General features: G+C 48.7%; 15 protein-coding genes. All 15 read right to left on the bottom strand.

All coding sequences use genetic code 11. From position 1 onward, the window contains the following. Nucleotides 1–130 precede the first annotated feature (130 nt). On the bottom strand, nt 131–391 hold the full coding sequence (locus tag ACAN56_RS31440; protein ID WP_019910496.1) for a stage V sporulation protein S: 261 nt from the start codon (nt 389–391) through the stop codon (nt 131–133). 200 nt (nt 392–591) lie between these two features. After that, complete coding sequence (locus ACAN56_RS31435; RefSeq protein ID WP_038593324.1) at nt 592–1,386, bottom strand: TIGR00282 family metallophosphoesterase; 795 nt, start codon at nt 1,384–1,386, stop codon at nt 592–594. A gap of 125 nt (nt 1,387–1,511) precedes the next feature. Continuing rightward, the gene (gene rny / locus ACAN56_RS31430; RefSeq protein ID WP_038593326.1) at nt 1,512–3,053 is read right to left on the bottom strand and encodes a ribonuclease Y; all 1,542 of its coding nucleotides are present in this window, start codon (nt 3,051–3,053) and stop codon (nt 1,512–1,514) included. 307 nt (nt 3,054–3,360) lie between these two features. After that, complete coding sequence (locus tag ACAN56_RS31425) at nt 3,361–4,095, bottom strand: regulatory protein RecX (RefSeq protein WP_038593328.1); 735 nt, start codon at nt 4,093–4,095, stop codon at nt 3,361–3,363. Nucleotides 4,096–4,209: 114 nt separating this feature from the next. Beyond that, nucleotides 4,210–5,274, bottom strand: coding sequence for a recombinase RecA (gene recA / locus ACAN56_RS31420; RefSeq protein WP_038593331.1), 1,065 nt, complete (start codon nt 5,272–5,274; stop codon nt 4,210–4,212). Between the two features lie 297 nt (nt 5,275–5,571). Then, nucleotides 5,572–6,861 carry a competence/damage-inducible protein A gene (locus tag ACAN56_RS31415; protein WP_076110063.1) on the bottom strand — a complete coding sequence of 430 codons (1,290 nt, stop codon included), beginning with the start codon at nt 6,859–6,861 and terminating at the stop codon, nt 5,572–5,574. 46 nt (nt 6,862–6,907) lie between these two features. Next, on the bottom strand, nt 6,908–7,495 hold the full coding sequence (gene pgsA / locus ACAN56_RS31410) for a CDP-diacylglycerol--glycerol-3-phosphate 3-phosphatidyltransferase (RefSeq protein WP_038593337.1): 588 nt from the start codon (nt 7,493–7,495) through the stop codon (nt 6,908–6,910). A gap of 149 nt (nt 7,496–7,644) precedes the next feature. After that, the gene (locus ACAN56_RS31405) at nt 7,645–8,136 is read right to left on the bottom strand and encodes a YajQ family cyclic di-GMP-binding protein (RefSeq protein ID WP_038593340.1); all 492 of its coding nucleotides are present in this window, start codon (nt 8,134–8,136) and stop codon (nt 7,645–7,647) included. Nucleotides 8,137–8,344: 208 nt separating this feature from the next. Further along, entirely contained in the window at nt 8,345–8,506 is a 162-nt protein-coding gene (locus ACAN56_RS31400) for a hypothetical protein (protein ID WP_167347618.1), read from the bottom strand. An 81-nt stretch (nt 8,507–8,587) separates the two neighbouring features. After that, nucleotides 8,588–9,568: a helix-turn-helix domain-containing protein gene (locus ACAN56_RS31395; RefSeq protein ID WP_038593343.1), complete on the bottom strand. Its 981-nt coding sequence runs from the start codon at nt 9,566–9,568 to the stop codon at nt 8,588–8,590. Between the two features lie 91 nt (nt 9,569–9,659). Then, nucleotides 9,660–10,427 carry a DUF3388 domain-containing protein gene (locus ACAN56_RS31390; RefSeq protein ID WP_038593346.1) on the bottom strand — a complete coding sequence of 256 codons (768 nt, stop codon included), beginning with the start codon at nt 10,425–10,427 and terminating at the stop codon, nt 9,660–9,662. A gap of 177 nt (nt 10,428–10,604) precedes the next feature. Continuing rightward, the gene (locus ACAN56_RS31385; protein WP_038593349.1) at nt 10,605–10,865 is read right to left on the bottom strand and encodes a DUF3243 domain-containing protein; all 261 of its coding nucleotides are present in this window, start codon (nt 10,863–10,865) and stop codon (nt 10,605–10,607) included. Between the two features lie 153 nt (nt 10,866–11,018). Beyond that, a complete protein-coding gene (gene ymfI, locus ACAN56_RS31380) occupies nt 11,019–11,786 on the bottom strand; it encodes an elongation factor P 5-aminopentanone reductase (RefSeq protein WP_038593352.1) in 768 nt (255 codons plus the stop codon). After that, nucleotides 11,786–13,066, bottom strand: coding sequence for an EF-P 5-aminopentanol modification-associated protein YfmH (gene yfmH / locus ACAN56_RS31375; protein WP_379147735.1), 1,281 nt, complete (start codon nt 13,064–13,066; stop codon nt 11,786–11,788). The genes ymfI and yfmH overlap by 1 nt, the downstream gene beginning before the upstream one ends. Before the next feature lie 2 nt (nt 13,067–13,068). Further along, a complete protein-coding gene (yfmF, locus tag ACAN56_RS31370) occupies nt 13,069–14,307 on the bottom strand; it encodes an EF-P 5-aminopentanol modification-associated protein YfmF (RefSeq protein WP_340899787.1) in 1,239 nt (412 codons plus the stop codon). Nucleotides 14,308–14,504 lie beyond the last annotated feature (197 nt).

Raw genomic sequence — 14,504 nt, 5'->3', positions numbered from 1 at the left:
TTCTCCAATAACGGGAGAATCGCTGCTCTTTTGAGTCTTAAGCTTTTGAGAGATAGAGGGCCTGTCTCCGACAGTAGAATATCTTCTTTTGGGACAGCCCCTTCATCCCGTAAGTTCTAACATTCATTAATTATCTAGGCTCTACAATGAGTTTAATCGCCGTCCGATCCTCTCCATCAATCACTATATCAGTAAAGGCTGGAATGCAGATCAAGTCGACACCGCTTGGCGCGACAAATCCCCGGGCGATGGCAACTGCTTTGACTGCTTGGTTCAGTGCTCCTGCTCCAATAGCTTGTAGCTCGGCCGATCCACGTTCACGAAGAACACCCGCTAGTGCGCCGGCAACGGAATTCGGATTGGATTTAGCTGATACTTTTAATACATCCATAGTAAGTACCTCCCCTGGGAAAATGATGGTGTTCTTCCACTACTGTAGATGTTATTCGCGAGAGAAGAAATAATTCCTTCTTTTTGCGGACTACTCCGGAGAAAATGGTACAAAAGTTACTCTTTTTCGATATAAAAAATATCACACTTTACCCCAAATCAGCGATTATTCCCGAAAAGCCTAATTCCTTGGTGTCCTCATTAACTCATAACCCATTCATCTTCACGCAGCCGAATCTTCTCCAGACGTGTTGCCTTGCCCGTAGCCTCGTCAATCTCTGCGAATAAACCGTGCAATTGCCATTTACCTTCGTCAACTACAAATCTGGCCGGAAGCTGGGTAGTGAACTTATAGAGGACCGCATCCTTTTCCATACCCAAAATTCCTTCTCTTGAACCAACCATGCCGGCATCCGTCAGATAAGCAGTGCCTCCCGGCAGGATAACATCGTCATTGCTCTGCACATGTGTATGGGTTCCTACAACAATGGAAGCATGCCCGTCCATAAAATAGCCCATAGCGATCTTCTCGGAAGTAGCCTCGGCGTGGAAATCCACCAGAATACACTTGTGATTCCGGCGCAGCTCGTCCACAATCTCTTCGCCCACCCGAAACGGATCATCAATTGCCGGCAAAAAGGTCCGTCCTTGCAAATTGACAATCGCCAGCTCTTTGCCATTGCCTTTAATAATCGTATATCCTCTGCCAGGTGTTCCTGCAGGGAAATTAGCCGGGCGGATGATCCGGGGCTCGTCGTCGATAAATTCGAAGATGTCCTTGTTATCCCATGTATGATTGCCCATTGTAATGCCATGAACGCCCCAGTTGAAAAATTCATTGGCAATAGCGGAAGTAATACCTCTTCCCGCTGCGGCATTTTCTCCGTTCGCAATGATTATATGCGGCTGGTATTTGTTCTTCAGCGAAGGCAGCATTTCACGCAGCGCTTTTCTGCCGGTATTGCCTACAATATCACCTATAAATAAAACTTTAATGTTGTTCTCCTCCTAAAAGTTTAATGGGTTAATCCAAGATAAATGTTCTTCGTACACATCCGGCTTCGAAAGCATATATTCTGTATGAAAGAAAAAAGGCCCCGCAGGGGGGCCGATTTCCTTGCTTATTTAGCGTATTCAACAGCCCGTGTCTCGCGGATTACGGTAACCTTGATATGACCCGGATAATCCAGTTCACTCTCGATCATCTTCGTAATGTCGCGGGCCAGACGGAATGCTTCCGCATCGTCGATCTTCTCAGGCTGCACCATCACCCGAACCTCGCGGCCCGCTTGAATGGCGTAGGACTTCTCGACGCCGTCGAAGCTTTCGGAGATTTCCTCCAGCTTTTCCAGACGTTTGATATACGTTTCCAGTGTCTCACGGCGTGCGCCAGGGCGTGCAGCCGACAAGGCGTCAGCAGCTCCAACCAGCATGGCAATAACCGAAGTAGCTTCGCAGTCACCGTGATGGGACGCGATACTATTGATAACAACCGGATGCTCCTTGTATTTCTTCGCCAGTTCGACGCCAATCTCGACGTGCGAACCTTCCACTTCATGATCCAGCGCTTTGCCGATATCATGCAGCAGACCGGCACGTTTAGCAAGCACGATGTCTTCCCCAAGCTCACCGGCCATAAGTCCAGTCAAATAAGCAACCTCCATGGAGTGCTTGAGTACATTTTGACCGTAGCTCGTACGGAATTTCAGACGGCCCAGAATTTTGATCAGATCCGGATGCAATCCGTGAACGCCAACCTCGAAGGTAGCCTGTTCACCGTATTCGCGAATCCGCTCATCCACTTCTTTGCGGGATTTCTCCACCATCTCTTCAATCCGTGCCGGATGGATACGTCCATCAGCAACCAGCTTCTCAAGTGCCGTACGGGCCACTTCGCGGCGAATCGGATCAAAGCCCGACAAAATAACGGCTTCCGGCGTATCATCAATAATGAGATCAATACCAGTAAGAGTTTCCAGTGCACGGATGTTGCGGCCTTCACGGCCGATAATCCGGCCCTTCATTTCTTCATTCGGCAATGTAACTACTGACACGGTTGTTTCCGCCACATGATCAGCTGCGCAGCGCTGAATAGCCAGTGTAATGATTTCGCGGGCTTTCTTGTCCGCTTCCTCTTTGGCCTGCTGTTCAATTTCCTTAATCATCTGTGCGGTCTCGTGGCGAACTTCCTGTTCTACATTGCTAAGAATGATACTTCTGGCATCATCGATGCTCAAATTGGAAATACGTTCCAGTTCAGTGACCTGGTTCTTGTAAATTACATCAATTTGCTGTTGTGTTTCGTCAATTCGTTTCTCTTTGTTAGCTACTTGTTCTTCTTTTCGTTCAAGCGATTCCATTTTTTTATCCAGTGATTCTTCCTTTTGCAGCAAACGTCTCTCTTGCCGTTGGATTTCATTCCGACGTTCACGAGTTTCTTTCTCAGCTTCAGTACGGATTCTGTGGACTTCGTCCTTAGCTTCGAGTACCGTTTCCTTCTTCAGCGCCTCCGCCTCTTTCTTCGCGTTCTCCACGATGACTACGGCTTCTTTCTCAGCGCTTGAAATCTTAGCTTCTGCAAGGGATTTACGAATAAAATAACCGAATCCAAAGAATAATGCAGCTACAACGAGAACGATTATGACCCAGATTGCAGTTACCATCTGTTCACCTCCTCGTTGGTTCCTCCAAGGGAAATGCCTTGGGAATTGTGCAGTTGTTAAACTATCCGTTCATCACCATACAAAAAACCGGTAATACACCGATTGCCATACTGCACATGCTGCACATGCACACTGCCCGCCTTATCCGGCGATTACATTTCATATGAGTTGTACGCGAACCGGTTCATAAGAGTCTGCTTTTTGGGAAGGAAAAAGGATTCTTAGTTTATGCCGATTCATGTTATATTTTATTATTTATAAAAAGACCTTGTCAAGAGAGTCGATAACCGCATTTAAGTCAAGAGAATCAGTCAGGGAAGTAAATCTCCTCTTCTTCACCCTCAAAATCCTCTTCCTGGCGTAAAACATTCAGTACCTGCCGTACCATTTCACCGGAATATCCGCGCCGCATGAGGAAGGCTCCGGTCTTTCTGCGCTTGTCATTAACGTCTCCGCGAATCAGATTCCATTTCTTGCGCCCTGTCTGCAGAGCGCTCTCCAGTTCCTGTTCCGGAGAGATATTCTCCAGCGCTTCCGAGATCAGCGACTTGTCGATTCCTTTCTCCCGCAGCTCCTGACGGATCCATAGCTTGCCCTTACGCTGATTTGCAATGCGTTGTTCCGCCCACTGCTTGGCATACAAGGGATCATCAAGGAAACGCTCCTGCTGCAACCGCAGCAGCACCTCGGCAATAATAGTCTCTCCTATTTCTTTCTCGCGTAAACGACGGGCCATTTCCTGAGACGTCCGAGGCTTGCGTTCCAAATACCGCAGCCCCTCTACATAAGCACGCTGCCGTTCATCCGCAACAACAATTTCCACCAGATCTTCCTTCATGAACGAACTGCCGGTAATCATCCGATATTTAATCATGACATCTTCATGAACAGTCATGTTATATGCGCCGAAATGAATAATGTAACGGTGATCGGACTTCTTTTGCCGCTCTACCCGTGTGATGACAAGCAGCTCGCCTTCAGGGAAATTGTCCAGCGGTTGTTCTTCCTGTTCTTCCGGTTCAGGGTTCAATTGTATTACCATGGCTGTCTGTCACCTCATAGCTATTGATTCTTATACTCTTCTGATCTTATGAAAAAGCGCCCTGTTAAGATCATTCACAGGGCGCCTATTACCTTATATAATATTCACTTCAATTTATTCGATTTCGAGCAGCAAGTTTTCTTCTTCCTCTTGCTCTGCAGCAATCTCGGTTTCACTCGGAGCCGCTACAATCGTCGACAAATTGCTGGCTTCACGAATCTTATTCTCAATCACCAGAGCAATGTCCTGATGCTCTTTCAGAAACTGCTTGGAATTCTCACGACCTTGGCCCAAACGTTCACCCTCGTAGGAATACCAGGCACCGCTCTTGTTAACGATATCCATTTCCGTACCGATATCAACAAGGCTTCCCTCTCTGGAGATACCCTCACCGTACATGATATCAACGTCAGCCTGCTTGAACGGAGGTGCAACCTTGTTCTTCACGACTTTGATCTTCGTACGGTTACCGACAACATCATTTCCCATCTTGATGCTCTCTACGCGGCGCACATCAAGCCGAACGGAAGAGTAGAATTTCAATGCCCGGCCGCCTGGAGTTGTTTCCGGGTTACCGAACATAACGCCGATTTTCTCACGCAGCTGGTTAATGAAGATGGCAATCGTATTAGACTTGTTGATCGCTCCGGACAGCTTACGTAAAGCTTGGGACATCAGACGTGCCTGCAAACCAACGTGCGAATCTCCCATATCGCCTTCAATTTCCGCTTTCGGTACCAATGCCGCTACGGAGTCCACGACAATAATGTCTACTGCGCCACTGCGGACGAGCGCTTCGGCGATTTCCAGTGCCTGTTCGCCTGTATCCGGCTGGGAGAGCAGCAGCTCATCAATGTTTACGCCGAGAGCATTAGCATACTTAGGGTCAAGCGCATGCTCTGCATCGATGAAAGCAGCTTGTCCACCAAGCTTCTGCACTTCTGCAATCGCATGTAGAGCAACAGTCGTCTTACCGGAAGATTCCGGTCCGTATACTTCAATAATGCGTCCTTTAGGAAGTCCGCCAATACCTAATGCAATATCAAGTGCCAAGGAGCCGCTAGGTACGACTTCGACTTTCATATGCGAGGATTCTCCCAGTTTCATGATCGAACCTTTACCGAATTGTTTTTCTATTTGACGAAGCGCCATATCAAGCGCTGCACGACGATCTGACAATCAGACCACTTCCTTCACTGTTTATAGTAATATAATAACGTGTTTTGGAGGTCTTGCCAAGCTTTTTTTCGAACATACATTCGTTTTTTTTGTCTTCCGGGAGAATACTCCCTTTTATTGTAAGCCTCCTTCCGGATGTTGAATTCAATACAAATCCTTCAGTCACCGGAAATCAACGGCCTATGCTCGCAGGAGCTCCGCTGTAGTCCGCGGCGCCGCATAAAACAAAAAACCGCAGCAGAGAGTTCTCAGTGCTACGGTTCTTCCGTATATACAATTATATACCGTCTTAGCAGGTTATTGCAAGGCTGATCCATCCAGCGGAGTAGCCACCTTGCGCTCCTCCAGCCTGCGCCAGAGACGGTATAATAGCGCTTTGACTGAACGCAGCCGGATGTTCTCACGCGTCCCTTTGAGATTGAGCTCATACACCTCAGTCTTTTGCCCCCGTTCCGCTAAGCCGACATAGACAAGCCCTACCGGCTTGCGTTCGGAATAGCCGGGGCCGGCAACGCCTGTAACCGATAACCCGAAATCACTGTCCCCTATCATTCTTACCTGTTCCGCCAGCACCTCAGCAACTTCGCGGCTGACCGCTCCGGCAGCATCAGGACCCTCGAGAAGAGCAGCAGGCACATTCAGCAGCTTCTTCTTCATCTCATTGGAATAGCAAACAATACCCCCATTGAACATGGATGCGCTGCCCGGAATATTCGTGATGCTCTCCATCAGCAAACCGCCTGTACAGCTCTCTGCGGCGCTTAAGGTCAGTCCGGCATCTGCCATCCAATCGACAATAAGCTGTTCCAGCGGCACATCTATATTGGCATACATATGCTCCGGCAGAATATCCTTGATTGTTTTCTCCAGCACGTCCAGCTTCTCCATGGCACTGTGTTCAGAAGTCGCTTTGGTAGAGATGCGGACCGTCACTTCCCCTTCCTTGGCATAAGGAGCGATAGTTGGATCAGTCTGACTCCGGATCAGATCGATCAATTTGTCCTCCAGCAGCGACTCGCCGATGCCGGCAAATTTGAGCATTTTGGAGTAAATCGGCATTTCGTCTGTCAGCGCGTGCTGCAGCAGCCATGGCTTAGCCTTGTCCGTAAACATCGGCTTCATCTCGCGCGGCGGGCCTGGAAGCACGATATAATACTTCTCTTCATGGGCGAATGCGATGCCGACAGCAAGGCCGATTTCATTGGAAAGCGGCGTAGTTCCTTCAATAATAAGTGCCTGCTTACGGTTGTTCTCTGTCATCACAATCTTTCGGTCATCAAAAAAACGCTGTACATGATCCATCGCAAGCTGGTCGATATGAAGCGAACGGCCCAGCGTTAACGCCAGTGCGTCTTTGGTCAGGTCATCTTCGGTCGGACCGATTCCACCAGTGAACAAAATGACATCCGCACGGCTCTTTGCAATCTCTATTGCTTCCTGAATACGGCCGCTGTTATCCCCGACCACAGTTTGAAAATAAACATCAATTCCCATCGCGGCCAGCTCTACAGATAAGAACTGGGCATTGCTGTTCACGATTTGTCCAAGTAAAAGCTCCGTTCCGACGGCAATAATTTCCGCTTTCATAGCTGGCTTTCTCCTCCTGGTTGTAGAGTGGATGCGTTGTTAAGTTCTAAGCATCATGAAGCTGCAGCAAATCCTTGTTCTTCACGAAATAATCAATCCCCGAGTAAATAGTGATGAGCGCAGCAGCCCAAATGGCAATATCATCAAGAGGAATACTGACGAACTGGAAGGGAAAGTTGTTGAGCAGCAGAAGTGAAATGGCGACAATCTGCACGACTGTCTTTATCTTGCCCCATTTGCTGGCGGCAACCACTTTGCCTTCGAGCAGCGCTACCTGGCGCAGCCCGGTTACGGCAAACTCACGGCTGATAATCACAATGGCGATCCATGAATCGCATCTTCCCAGCTCAACCAGAGAAATCAGCACCGCAGAAACCAGCAGCTTGTCCGCCAGCGGGTCAAGCAGCTTGCCGAGGTTAGTGACCATGTTATATTTCCGGGCTATATAGCCGTCTATACCGTCCGTGCTGGCCGCGAGCAGAAAGATTACAGCCGCGATCAGATGATTAATTGAAAGCTGGAACGAGCCCCAATGTAAAGGCTCCGGATAAAATCTGAAATCCACCAGCAAAAAAAACATCATAATCGGGATAAGGCAAATGCGGGCTAGCGTGATGCGGTTGGGCAAATTCACTGAAGTTCCTCCCCTGATCGTTACGAATCCAAAATTCCACTATTTTCTTCAAAACTGCTTAAGCAAGTATATTATAGCCATATGTACGTGTCAAAAAAACAGAAAGCACCCCGCAAAAATGGTGCGTAAGCACTGCGGGGCACAAAAGCTTACTTTAAATTGTTAAACTGCAAATCCAGCGGCAAATCGGCTTTGCGCAAAATCTGAATAATTTGCTGCAAATCATCGCGGCTTTTGCCGGTAACGCGGATTTGATCTCCCTGAATCTGACTCTTCACCTTCAGCTTGGAATCCCGGATCAGAATATTGATTTTCTTAGCGTTTTCCTGATCGATTCCCTGCTTGAGGCCAAGACGCTGGCGCACTGTCCCAAGGGAAGCCGGTTCGACTTTTCCGAAATCCAGATTCTTGAGGGTAATCCCACGTTTGACCATCTTGGATTGCAAAATATCAATGACTGCCCCCAGCTTATACTCGTCCTCTGAGGCGATCATAAGCGCATCCTTTTCCAGCTTCAGGCTGCTTTTGCTGTTCTTGAAGTCAAACCGGTTATCAATCTCCTTCTCGGTCTGGTGAACAGCATTGGTCAATTCCTGCATATCCATTTTGGATACAATGTCAAATGAACTTTCCGAACTCATGAATCCACGTCCTTTGCTAACAATTATTCTGCTCCTATTATATGAGAAAGGGCTTCTTAAGTCTAATTATGGCAAGAATAAGGCACCCGCACCCCCCGCATGCAAAACAGCCCCACAGATGTGGAGCCAAGTGCAAGCCTTTGATAATCAAAGGCTAAAAACACGCCCCCGGCAATAACCGCAACCGGGAGACGTTCATACAGCGGCTTTATCTGCTACGAGCGGGAGCCCGAAACATATCCAGAATCCCCAGCACAATATGTGCCAGTCCAAAGCCAAGAATTCCATAGCCCCAGGCGCTCGGTGTCAAGTAATAACCGAGGAGACTGACGATAATGCCCAGCCCTGTTACAATCCAGCTAACGGTCATGAGAGTACACCTCACTTTGGCGTAAGAACTGTAAATCACTCTTAGATTCTCCAAAATGCCAAAGTCTATACGTGGATACCTTTATTGACCTGAAGTGCTATTCTGGCTAGTAGCGCTGTCCTGCGACTCATCTGTGTTTCCGGATTCACTGTCGGCTGAAGTGCCCTCATCCAGTTCAAGCAGAATGCGGGAGGAGGTTTTGCCGTCAGTGATCACTTGTCCGTTAACAGTAATATTTGTAGCTGGCGAGTAACCGGATTTAATATAGATCCCTTCACTGCCGAGTGTAAAGCTCTTATTCTCGCCGGCCGCAGTGTTGCCAAAGCTGAGCTTCTCACCTTTGGAATTTTCACCCTTGTAAACTTCAAGCCAGCTTACACCGGTTGCCGCAATCTCAACCTGCACAGCGCTTCCGGAAGGAGCAGAAACTTTGTAAATCGTCGTTTTGCCCGATTTACGGTCCTGTGTGACCGTAACCGCCTGAGAGCTTGGTGAAGGAACCGGTGTAGCCGTCGGAGCCACAGTAGCCGTTGCAGTCGCTTCAGGGCTGCCTGCTGATTCCGAAGGAGACACCACTCCGCCCCCGACCGCTGTCGGGGAAGGCTGATTTTTAGAAGGATCCTTTTGTTCGTTGGTCAAATTCTCGGGAGCAGCATTTTCAGGATCAGCTTTGTTCATATTCGAAGATGCGTACAAATAAATTACTACAATAATCAATATTGGGAAGGTCCACATCAGGACTGTCGGAAGCCACTTCGCATTCCGTTCCGTTTCAGGTCTGCGGCTGCGCTTCTGAATCACGGTCTCCATCGTTGTTGTTTCTACCGGGGCAGCCGGGACATTGCCATGCTCCTCCATGAGCTCGTCCGGGTTCACACCCACTGCCTCAGCATAGGTTTTGATAAACGCCCGAACATAGAAGCTCCCGGGAAGCACTTTATAGTCACCCGCCTCGATGGCTTCTAAATATTTTTTTCGAATCTTTGTTACTTCCTGGACATCGTCAAGACTCATCCCTTTTTGCAGACGAGCCTCCTTCAAATGCCGGCCCAGTTCCGACATGCCATCACCTCCTAAAAGTTTTGTCAGCATTTGCTTTCTTGAAGAGCATCGTACAAAACCCGCTTCGAAAGCATCCGCTTTGTTTTATATTCTAAAGATCATCACTGTAGCTTGTCGTAAACGACTCGTACAATATCTCTTCGTTCGGCATATTGCGCAGCTCAATAATGATATCAAAATCATCAAAGGTATACTCGGATTCCCGCACAAAAATATCCGGATGCTCAATTACTTTTGTGCTGGGCATACTCATCACATTCTGAAGCAGATTGTAATGCTTCTCATTGGAGCGGATCGTGCTTACAATCCCGTCAATAATAAAGACATTATGAGGGTTCATCTCATCCTCAGCCAGCTGGCTGCGGACCGTTTGCCGCAAAAGCGTCGAAGAAACAAATGTCCAGCGCTTCATGGCGCAGACACTACCAGCGATAATAGACTCCGTCTTGCCGACGCGGGGCATTCCCCGTAGTCCTATAACCTGATTCCCTTCCCTTTTAAACAGTTCACCGAGGAAATCCACGAGCAGTCCCAGCTCATCCCGCGTAAAACGGAACGTCTTGCGGTCATCCGAATCGCGGTCAATATATCGTCCATGCCGGACAGCCAGCTTATCCACAAGCCGTGGAGAACGCAGCGCCGTAACCGTAATATTATCTACTTTTTTGAGCATTTCACCCATCAGCATAATCTTCTCATCATCGTTTGTTTCCAGGAGCATTCCGCGCGTCTTGCCTTCCACACCGTTGATGGTCAGGATGTTGACTTCAAGCATTCCGAGCATAGAAGCGATATCTCCAAGCAGACCAGGTCTGTTCTTATGTATCTTGTACTCCATATACCATTGTTTATATTCCACTTGTTACACCTCATAGATTCCTTTTCCCTGCACTTTGCCATACATTAAAAAAACCTGCTTCGGCAAGCGTTCTGAAACACGGGTCATGTTAATGATATATAAAATGAAATTGAAAGGCAAGGACACTACTGTAATAATTGCAGAAAAGCTCCCGCGAGGGGAGCTTGTTCCGCATGACTATGCGTTTTTCTTCGCCAGCTTGACCATGAGGGAAGCAATGGTATGCTTCTCATCGTCCGTACCGACATCCCACAGCTCTTTGATTGCCCGGTTGGAATAGTTTCCCGGATCGACTTTCTTATCAAGGAATTCCCCGATTTCGAAAGCCAGCTTGGAAATGGTTTCTTCGCTCATCCCCATTTTTTCAGCCTGAATGACCCGTTCACCCAAAAAGCTTTTCCAGCTATCAAAGTTTTTCACTACGGTTTCTGTTGACATCTTAAATCCTCCTTCATGTTTACGGTCCGCCCGCCTTGTTCAGGTGACAGCCGCCTTACGTGAGATTTAAAAGCAACAGTTATAATATGTCTCGGACGGTACGTTCTTATGCTGGAGCATTTCTCCAAGCCTCCACGCCAGTAACAGGAACCATCAGGTGATCCATCCGCCGTTCGGACTGATCACCTGGCCGGTAATGTACCCGGATTCAGGCAAGGCGAGAAAATAAACAAGCGAGGCGATTTCATGAGGGGAAGCCAGTCGTCCCGCAGGAATCTCTTCCTCAAGCATCCGCATCTCATCCTCCTGCAGATTGGCCAGCATGGCCGTATGGACAGCACCGGGAGCCACGGCATTCACCGTGACTCCTGAGGGTGCCAGCTCTTTGGATAATGCCTTAGTAAAGGCATTCACCCCGCCCTTGCTGGCGGAGTAGGCAACCTCGCAGGAAGCGCCTGAGATGCCCCAAACGGAGGAGACATTAATAATCCGCCCATACCGCTGGCTGACCATATAAGGCATAAAAATCTGGCTGCACAAAAAAGTGCCTTTCAGATTCACCGCCATAATATCGTCCCACTCTTCCTCCGTCACATCGGCTAGCATGCCATAATGTGCTTTTCCGGCGTTATTAACCAGAATATCCGGCTGCATCCCGCTGCTTTCCAGCTTTTCTGCCATGCGGACAAGCTGGCTGCGGTCCTTCATATCAGCGGTCACCGTCAACACCTTGGACCCCAGCGCCATACAGCGCCGGGCCACATCATTGGCCGCTTCGTGCGAGTTCATATAATGAATAACAATGTTCATCCCCACGGAAGCAAAACGTTCGGCGATAGCCCCGCCAATTCCCCCGCTGCCTCCAGTGACAAGCACGGTCATTTCTCCTATTGGCTTGCTGCCCTCTCCCGATAACGCCATTAAGGACTCACCACAAGCGACACAGCGAGTTGTTCCCAGTCCACATGATCACGCAGGCGGGCATTGACTTCATCCAGCGTAATGGATTCATAAAGCGGCAGCACTTCAAACAAATCGCCACCTCTGAACTGGTAGCGTGTGAATTCGTGAGCAATGCTCTCCGGCGAGTTCAGCATGCGCAGATAGCCGCCGATTTTCTTTTTGCGCGCCCGCTCGAAATCCTTCTCGGCAAAGCCGGTCTTCAGAATAACACTGATTTCTTCCTTCAGCCTGCTGATGAGCAGATCCGGGTCCTTCGTATCTCCGCCAATCGCCGAGAACGCGTACTGCGGTGAGCTGTTGAATTCATGTCCGAAGCTGTCGGAGATCAGTTCCTCGTCATAGAGCTTCTGGTACAGCGTCGTACTGCTGCCCAGCAGCAGATCCAACATTAGCTTAGTGGTGAGATCACGGCGGACTGCCGCTTCACCGGTGAGGCCTTCTACCTTCTCTTTAAAGCCAAAGAGACATTTCGGCATAGATACGGCGAGACGGCTTTCCTTGTGTTTCTCTGCAACGTGAACGGGCTCCTCTTCAAAAATAAGCGTGATTTCACCCTGCTTCTCGTATGATTTGCCGGCCTGGTTGCTGCGGATCAGCTCGAATACCTTCTCCGGTTCTACGCCGCCGACTACAAACAGCAGCATATTACTGGGATGATAAAAGGAATTGTAGCAGGTGTACAGTGTTTCTTTGGTAATAGTGGCAATTGATTCGATCGTTCCGGCGATATCGATATGTACCGGATGTTTGGCATACATGGCCTCAATCAAACCGAAATAGACGCGCCAATCCGGATTATCCGCGTACATATTGATTTCCTGGCCGATAATTCCTTTTTCCTTTTCGACATTCTCGTCGGTGAAATAAGGCCGCTGTACAAAATCAACGAGGGTACTGAGATTGGTCTCAATATTTTCTGTGGCCGAAAAAAGATACACTGTCTGGTCAAAGCTCGTGAAAGCATTCGCCGACGCACCGTTAGAAGCAAAGGTGGCAAAAATGTCGCCTTCCGGCTCTTCGAACATTTTATGCTCCAGGAAGTGGGCAATACCGTCAGGGACAGTGGTTTCCTCACCGCCGGCAACTTTGAAGTGATTGTCCACAGAGCCATATTTAGTGGCAAAGGTGGCATAGGTTTTCTGGAAAGCGGGCTTAGGCAGCACATATACCTGCAGACCGTTATCCATAACCTCGTGATACAGTGTTTCTTGAAGTCTTTCGTAATGGATCTGTTTCACCGCTATTCCTCCTTCCCTGTCAGGAAATAAATCGTATCCAGCTGGAACGTGTCGGCAGCCGCCTTCACATCTTCCACTCCGGTGCCATCGACTTGAGCCAGCAGCTCCAGTGCGGAACGGTCTTTTCCGGACAACTGACGGTTGAAATCAAACGAGATCAGTTCAAACGCCGAATCTTGAATTTCGGAAAGCAGATTGCGGATCATTGCCTTGGTCTGGTTCAGCTCCAGGTCACTGATATTGCCGGCCTTCAATTCTTCCAGCTGTTTGCGGATAATATCGACGGCTTTGCCGTAATTTTGGGTTTCGATCCCCGATTGAATGGTTCCAATGCCTTTATGCCCGTCATAACGGGAGGAAGCATAATAGGCAAGGCTCTCCTTCTCACGAACGTTGACGAACAGCTTTGAGTGAGGATAGCCGCCCAATATCCCGTTATACATCAGCGCGGAGGCGTATTTGTCATCCTTGTAAGTAATGGAAGTGCGCAGCCCCATGTTAAGCTTGCCCTGATTGACATCCAGCTTCTCTTCCACAGTCCGGACCTCTGTAACGGCTACCGGTGTAAAATTGGAGGAATACGCTACGGTCTCCTTGTGGCCACGGCCAAAATGGCGAACGACCAGCTTTTCAACTTCTTCAGGTGTAGTGTCACCAACAACGTAAAGATCGAGGATCGCTCCGTTCAACCAGGAATTGTAGGATTCATACAGGTTTTCTGGAGTAATGCTGTCAAGGTCGGCTCTTTGGCCAAGCGGATGCAGACGGTAAGGCTCCTGACGGCACATTTCTTCGATACAGCGTTCGGCCGCATAGCGGATCTTATCGTTAACAATCGCTTCCAGCTTTTTGCGTACCGTCTCACGTTCTGTTGCGACATACGATGCACGGAAGCTTCCGTCTTCCAGCAAAGGCCGGGTCAGTACTTCGCCAAGAAAAGCAAAAGACTCCCCGAGAAGGCTCTCTTTGCTCTGCACAAAGGAGTCATTGATCGTATCCATCCGGAACTGGACAATCTGATAATCGCCTCTTTTGTAGATATCAAAACCAAATCCGGCACCATAAAGTTCCTCCAGACGTTCACGGAACTGGGTTGTTTCCGGATAGTTGGCTGTACCTCTGCGAAGCACAAAAGGAACCAGCGCTGTTGAAGTGACCGTACTTTCGTCCAGCGGAACCCCTGCATAAAGTGAAATGGCGAAGGTCTTGAACGCCTTGGTCGGCAATACATGAATACGCATGCCTGCGGCGTTGCCATGTTGAAATCCATTATTTGTCAAGTCCAAAACTCCTTTACGGCGTGGATAGATGCTCTACAACAAGTTTATGAAGTATTATCCATTCTAAACCATTCCAAAGTAAGGAAGCAACCGGAAGAAAGCTTACCGGTTGCTCTGGGTCGGTTTTATACAGGGGGTTACATTGCGGCAAGTGCAAG

Origin of the sequence: Paenibacillus paludis (assembly GCF_042610515.1) — a bacterium.
GTDB lineage: Bacteria > Bacillota > Bacilli > Paenibacillales > Paenibacillaceae > Paenibacillus_AQ.
This window is presented reverse-complemented; position numbering and strand designations above follow the sequence as displayed.

Bases quoted from the DNA above. Each gene is read 5' to 3' on its own strand.
- ymfI (WP_038593352.1), bottom strand. From the start codon at position 11,786: ATGGCGTTATCGGGAGAGGGCAGCAAGCCAATAGGAGAAATGACCGTG.
- ACAN56_RS31440 (WP_019910496.1), bottom strand. From the start codon at position 391: ATGGATGTATTAAAAGTATCAGCTAAATCCAATCCGAATTCCGTTGCC.
- ACAN56_RS31425 (WP_038593328.1), bottom strand. From the start codon at position 4,095: ATGGTAATACAATTGAACCCTGAACCGGAAGAACAGGAAGAACAACCG.
- rny (WP_038593326.1), bottom strand. From the start codon at position 3,053: ATGGTAACTGCAATCTGGGTCATAATCGTTCTCGTTGTAGCTGCATTA.
- ACAN56_RS31400 (WP_167347618.1), bottom strand. From the start codon at position 8,506: ATGACCGTTAGCTGGATTGTAACAGGGCTGGGCATTATCGTCAGTCTC.
- ACAN56_RS31385 (WP_038593349.1), bottom strand. From the start codon at position 10,865: ATGTCAACAGAAACCGTAGTGAAAAACTTTGATAGCTGGAAAAGCTTT.
- ACAN56_RS31415 (WP_076110063.1), bottom strand. From the start codon at position 6,861: ATGAAAGCGGAAATTATTGCCGTCGGAACGGAGCTTTTACTTGGACAA.
- ACAN56_RS31395 (WP_038593343.1), bottom strand. From the start codon at position 9,568: ATGTCGGAACTGGGCCGGCATTTGAAGGAGGCTCGTCTGCAAAAAGGG.
- ACAN56_RS31405 (WP_038593340.1), bottom strand. From the start codon at position 8,136: ATGAGTTCGGAAAGTTCATTTGACATTGTATCCAAAATGGATATGCAG.
- yfmF (WP_340899787.1), bottom strand. From the start codon at position 14,307: ATGCGTATTCATGTATTGCCGACCAAGGCGTTCAAGACCTTCGCCATT.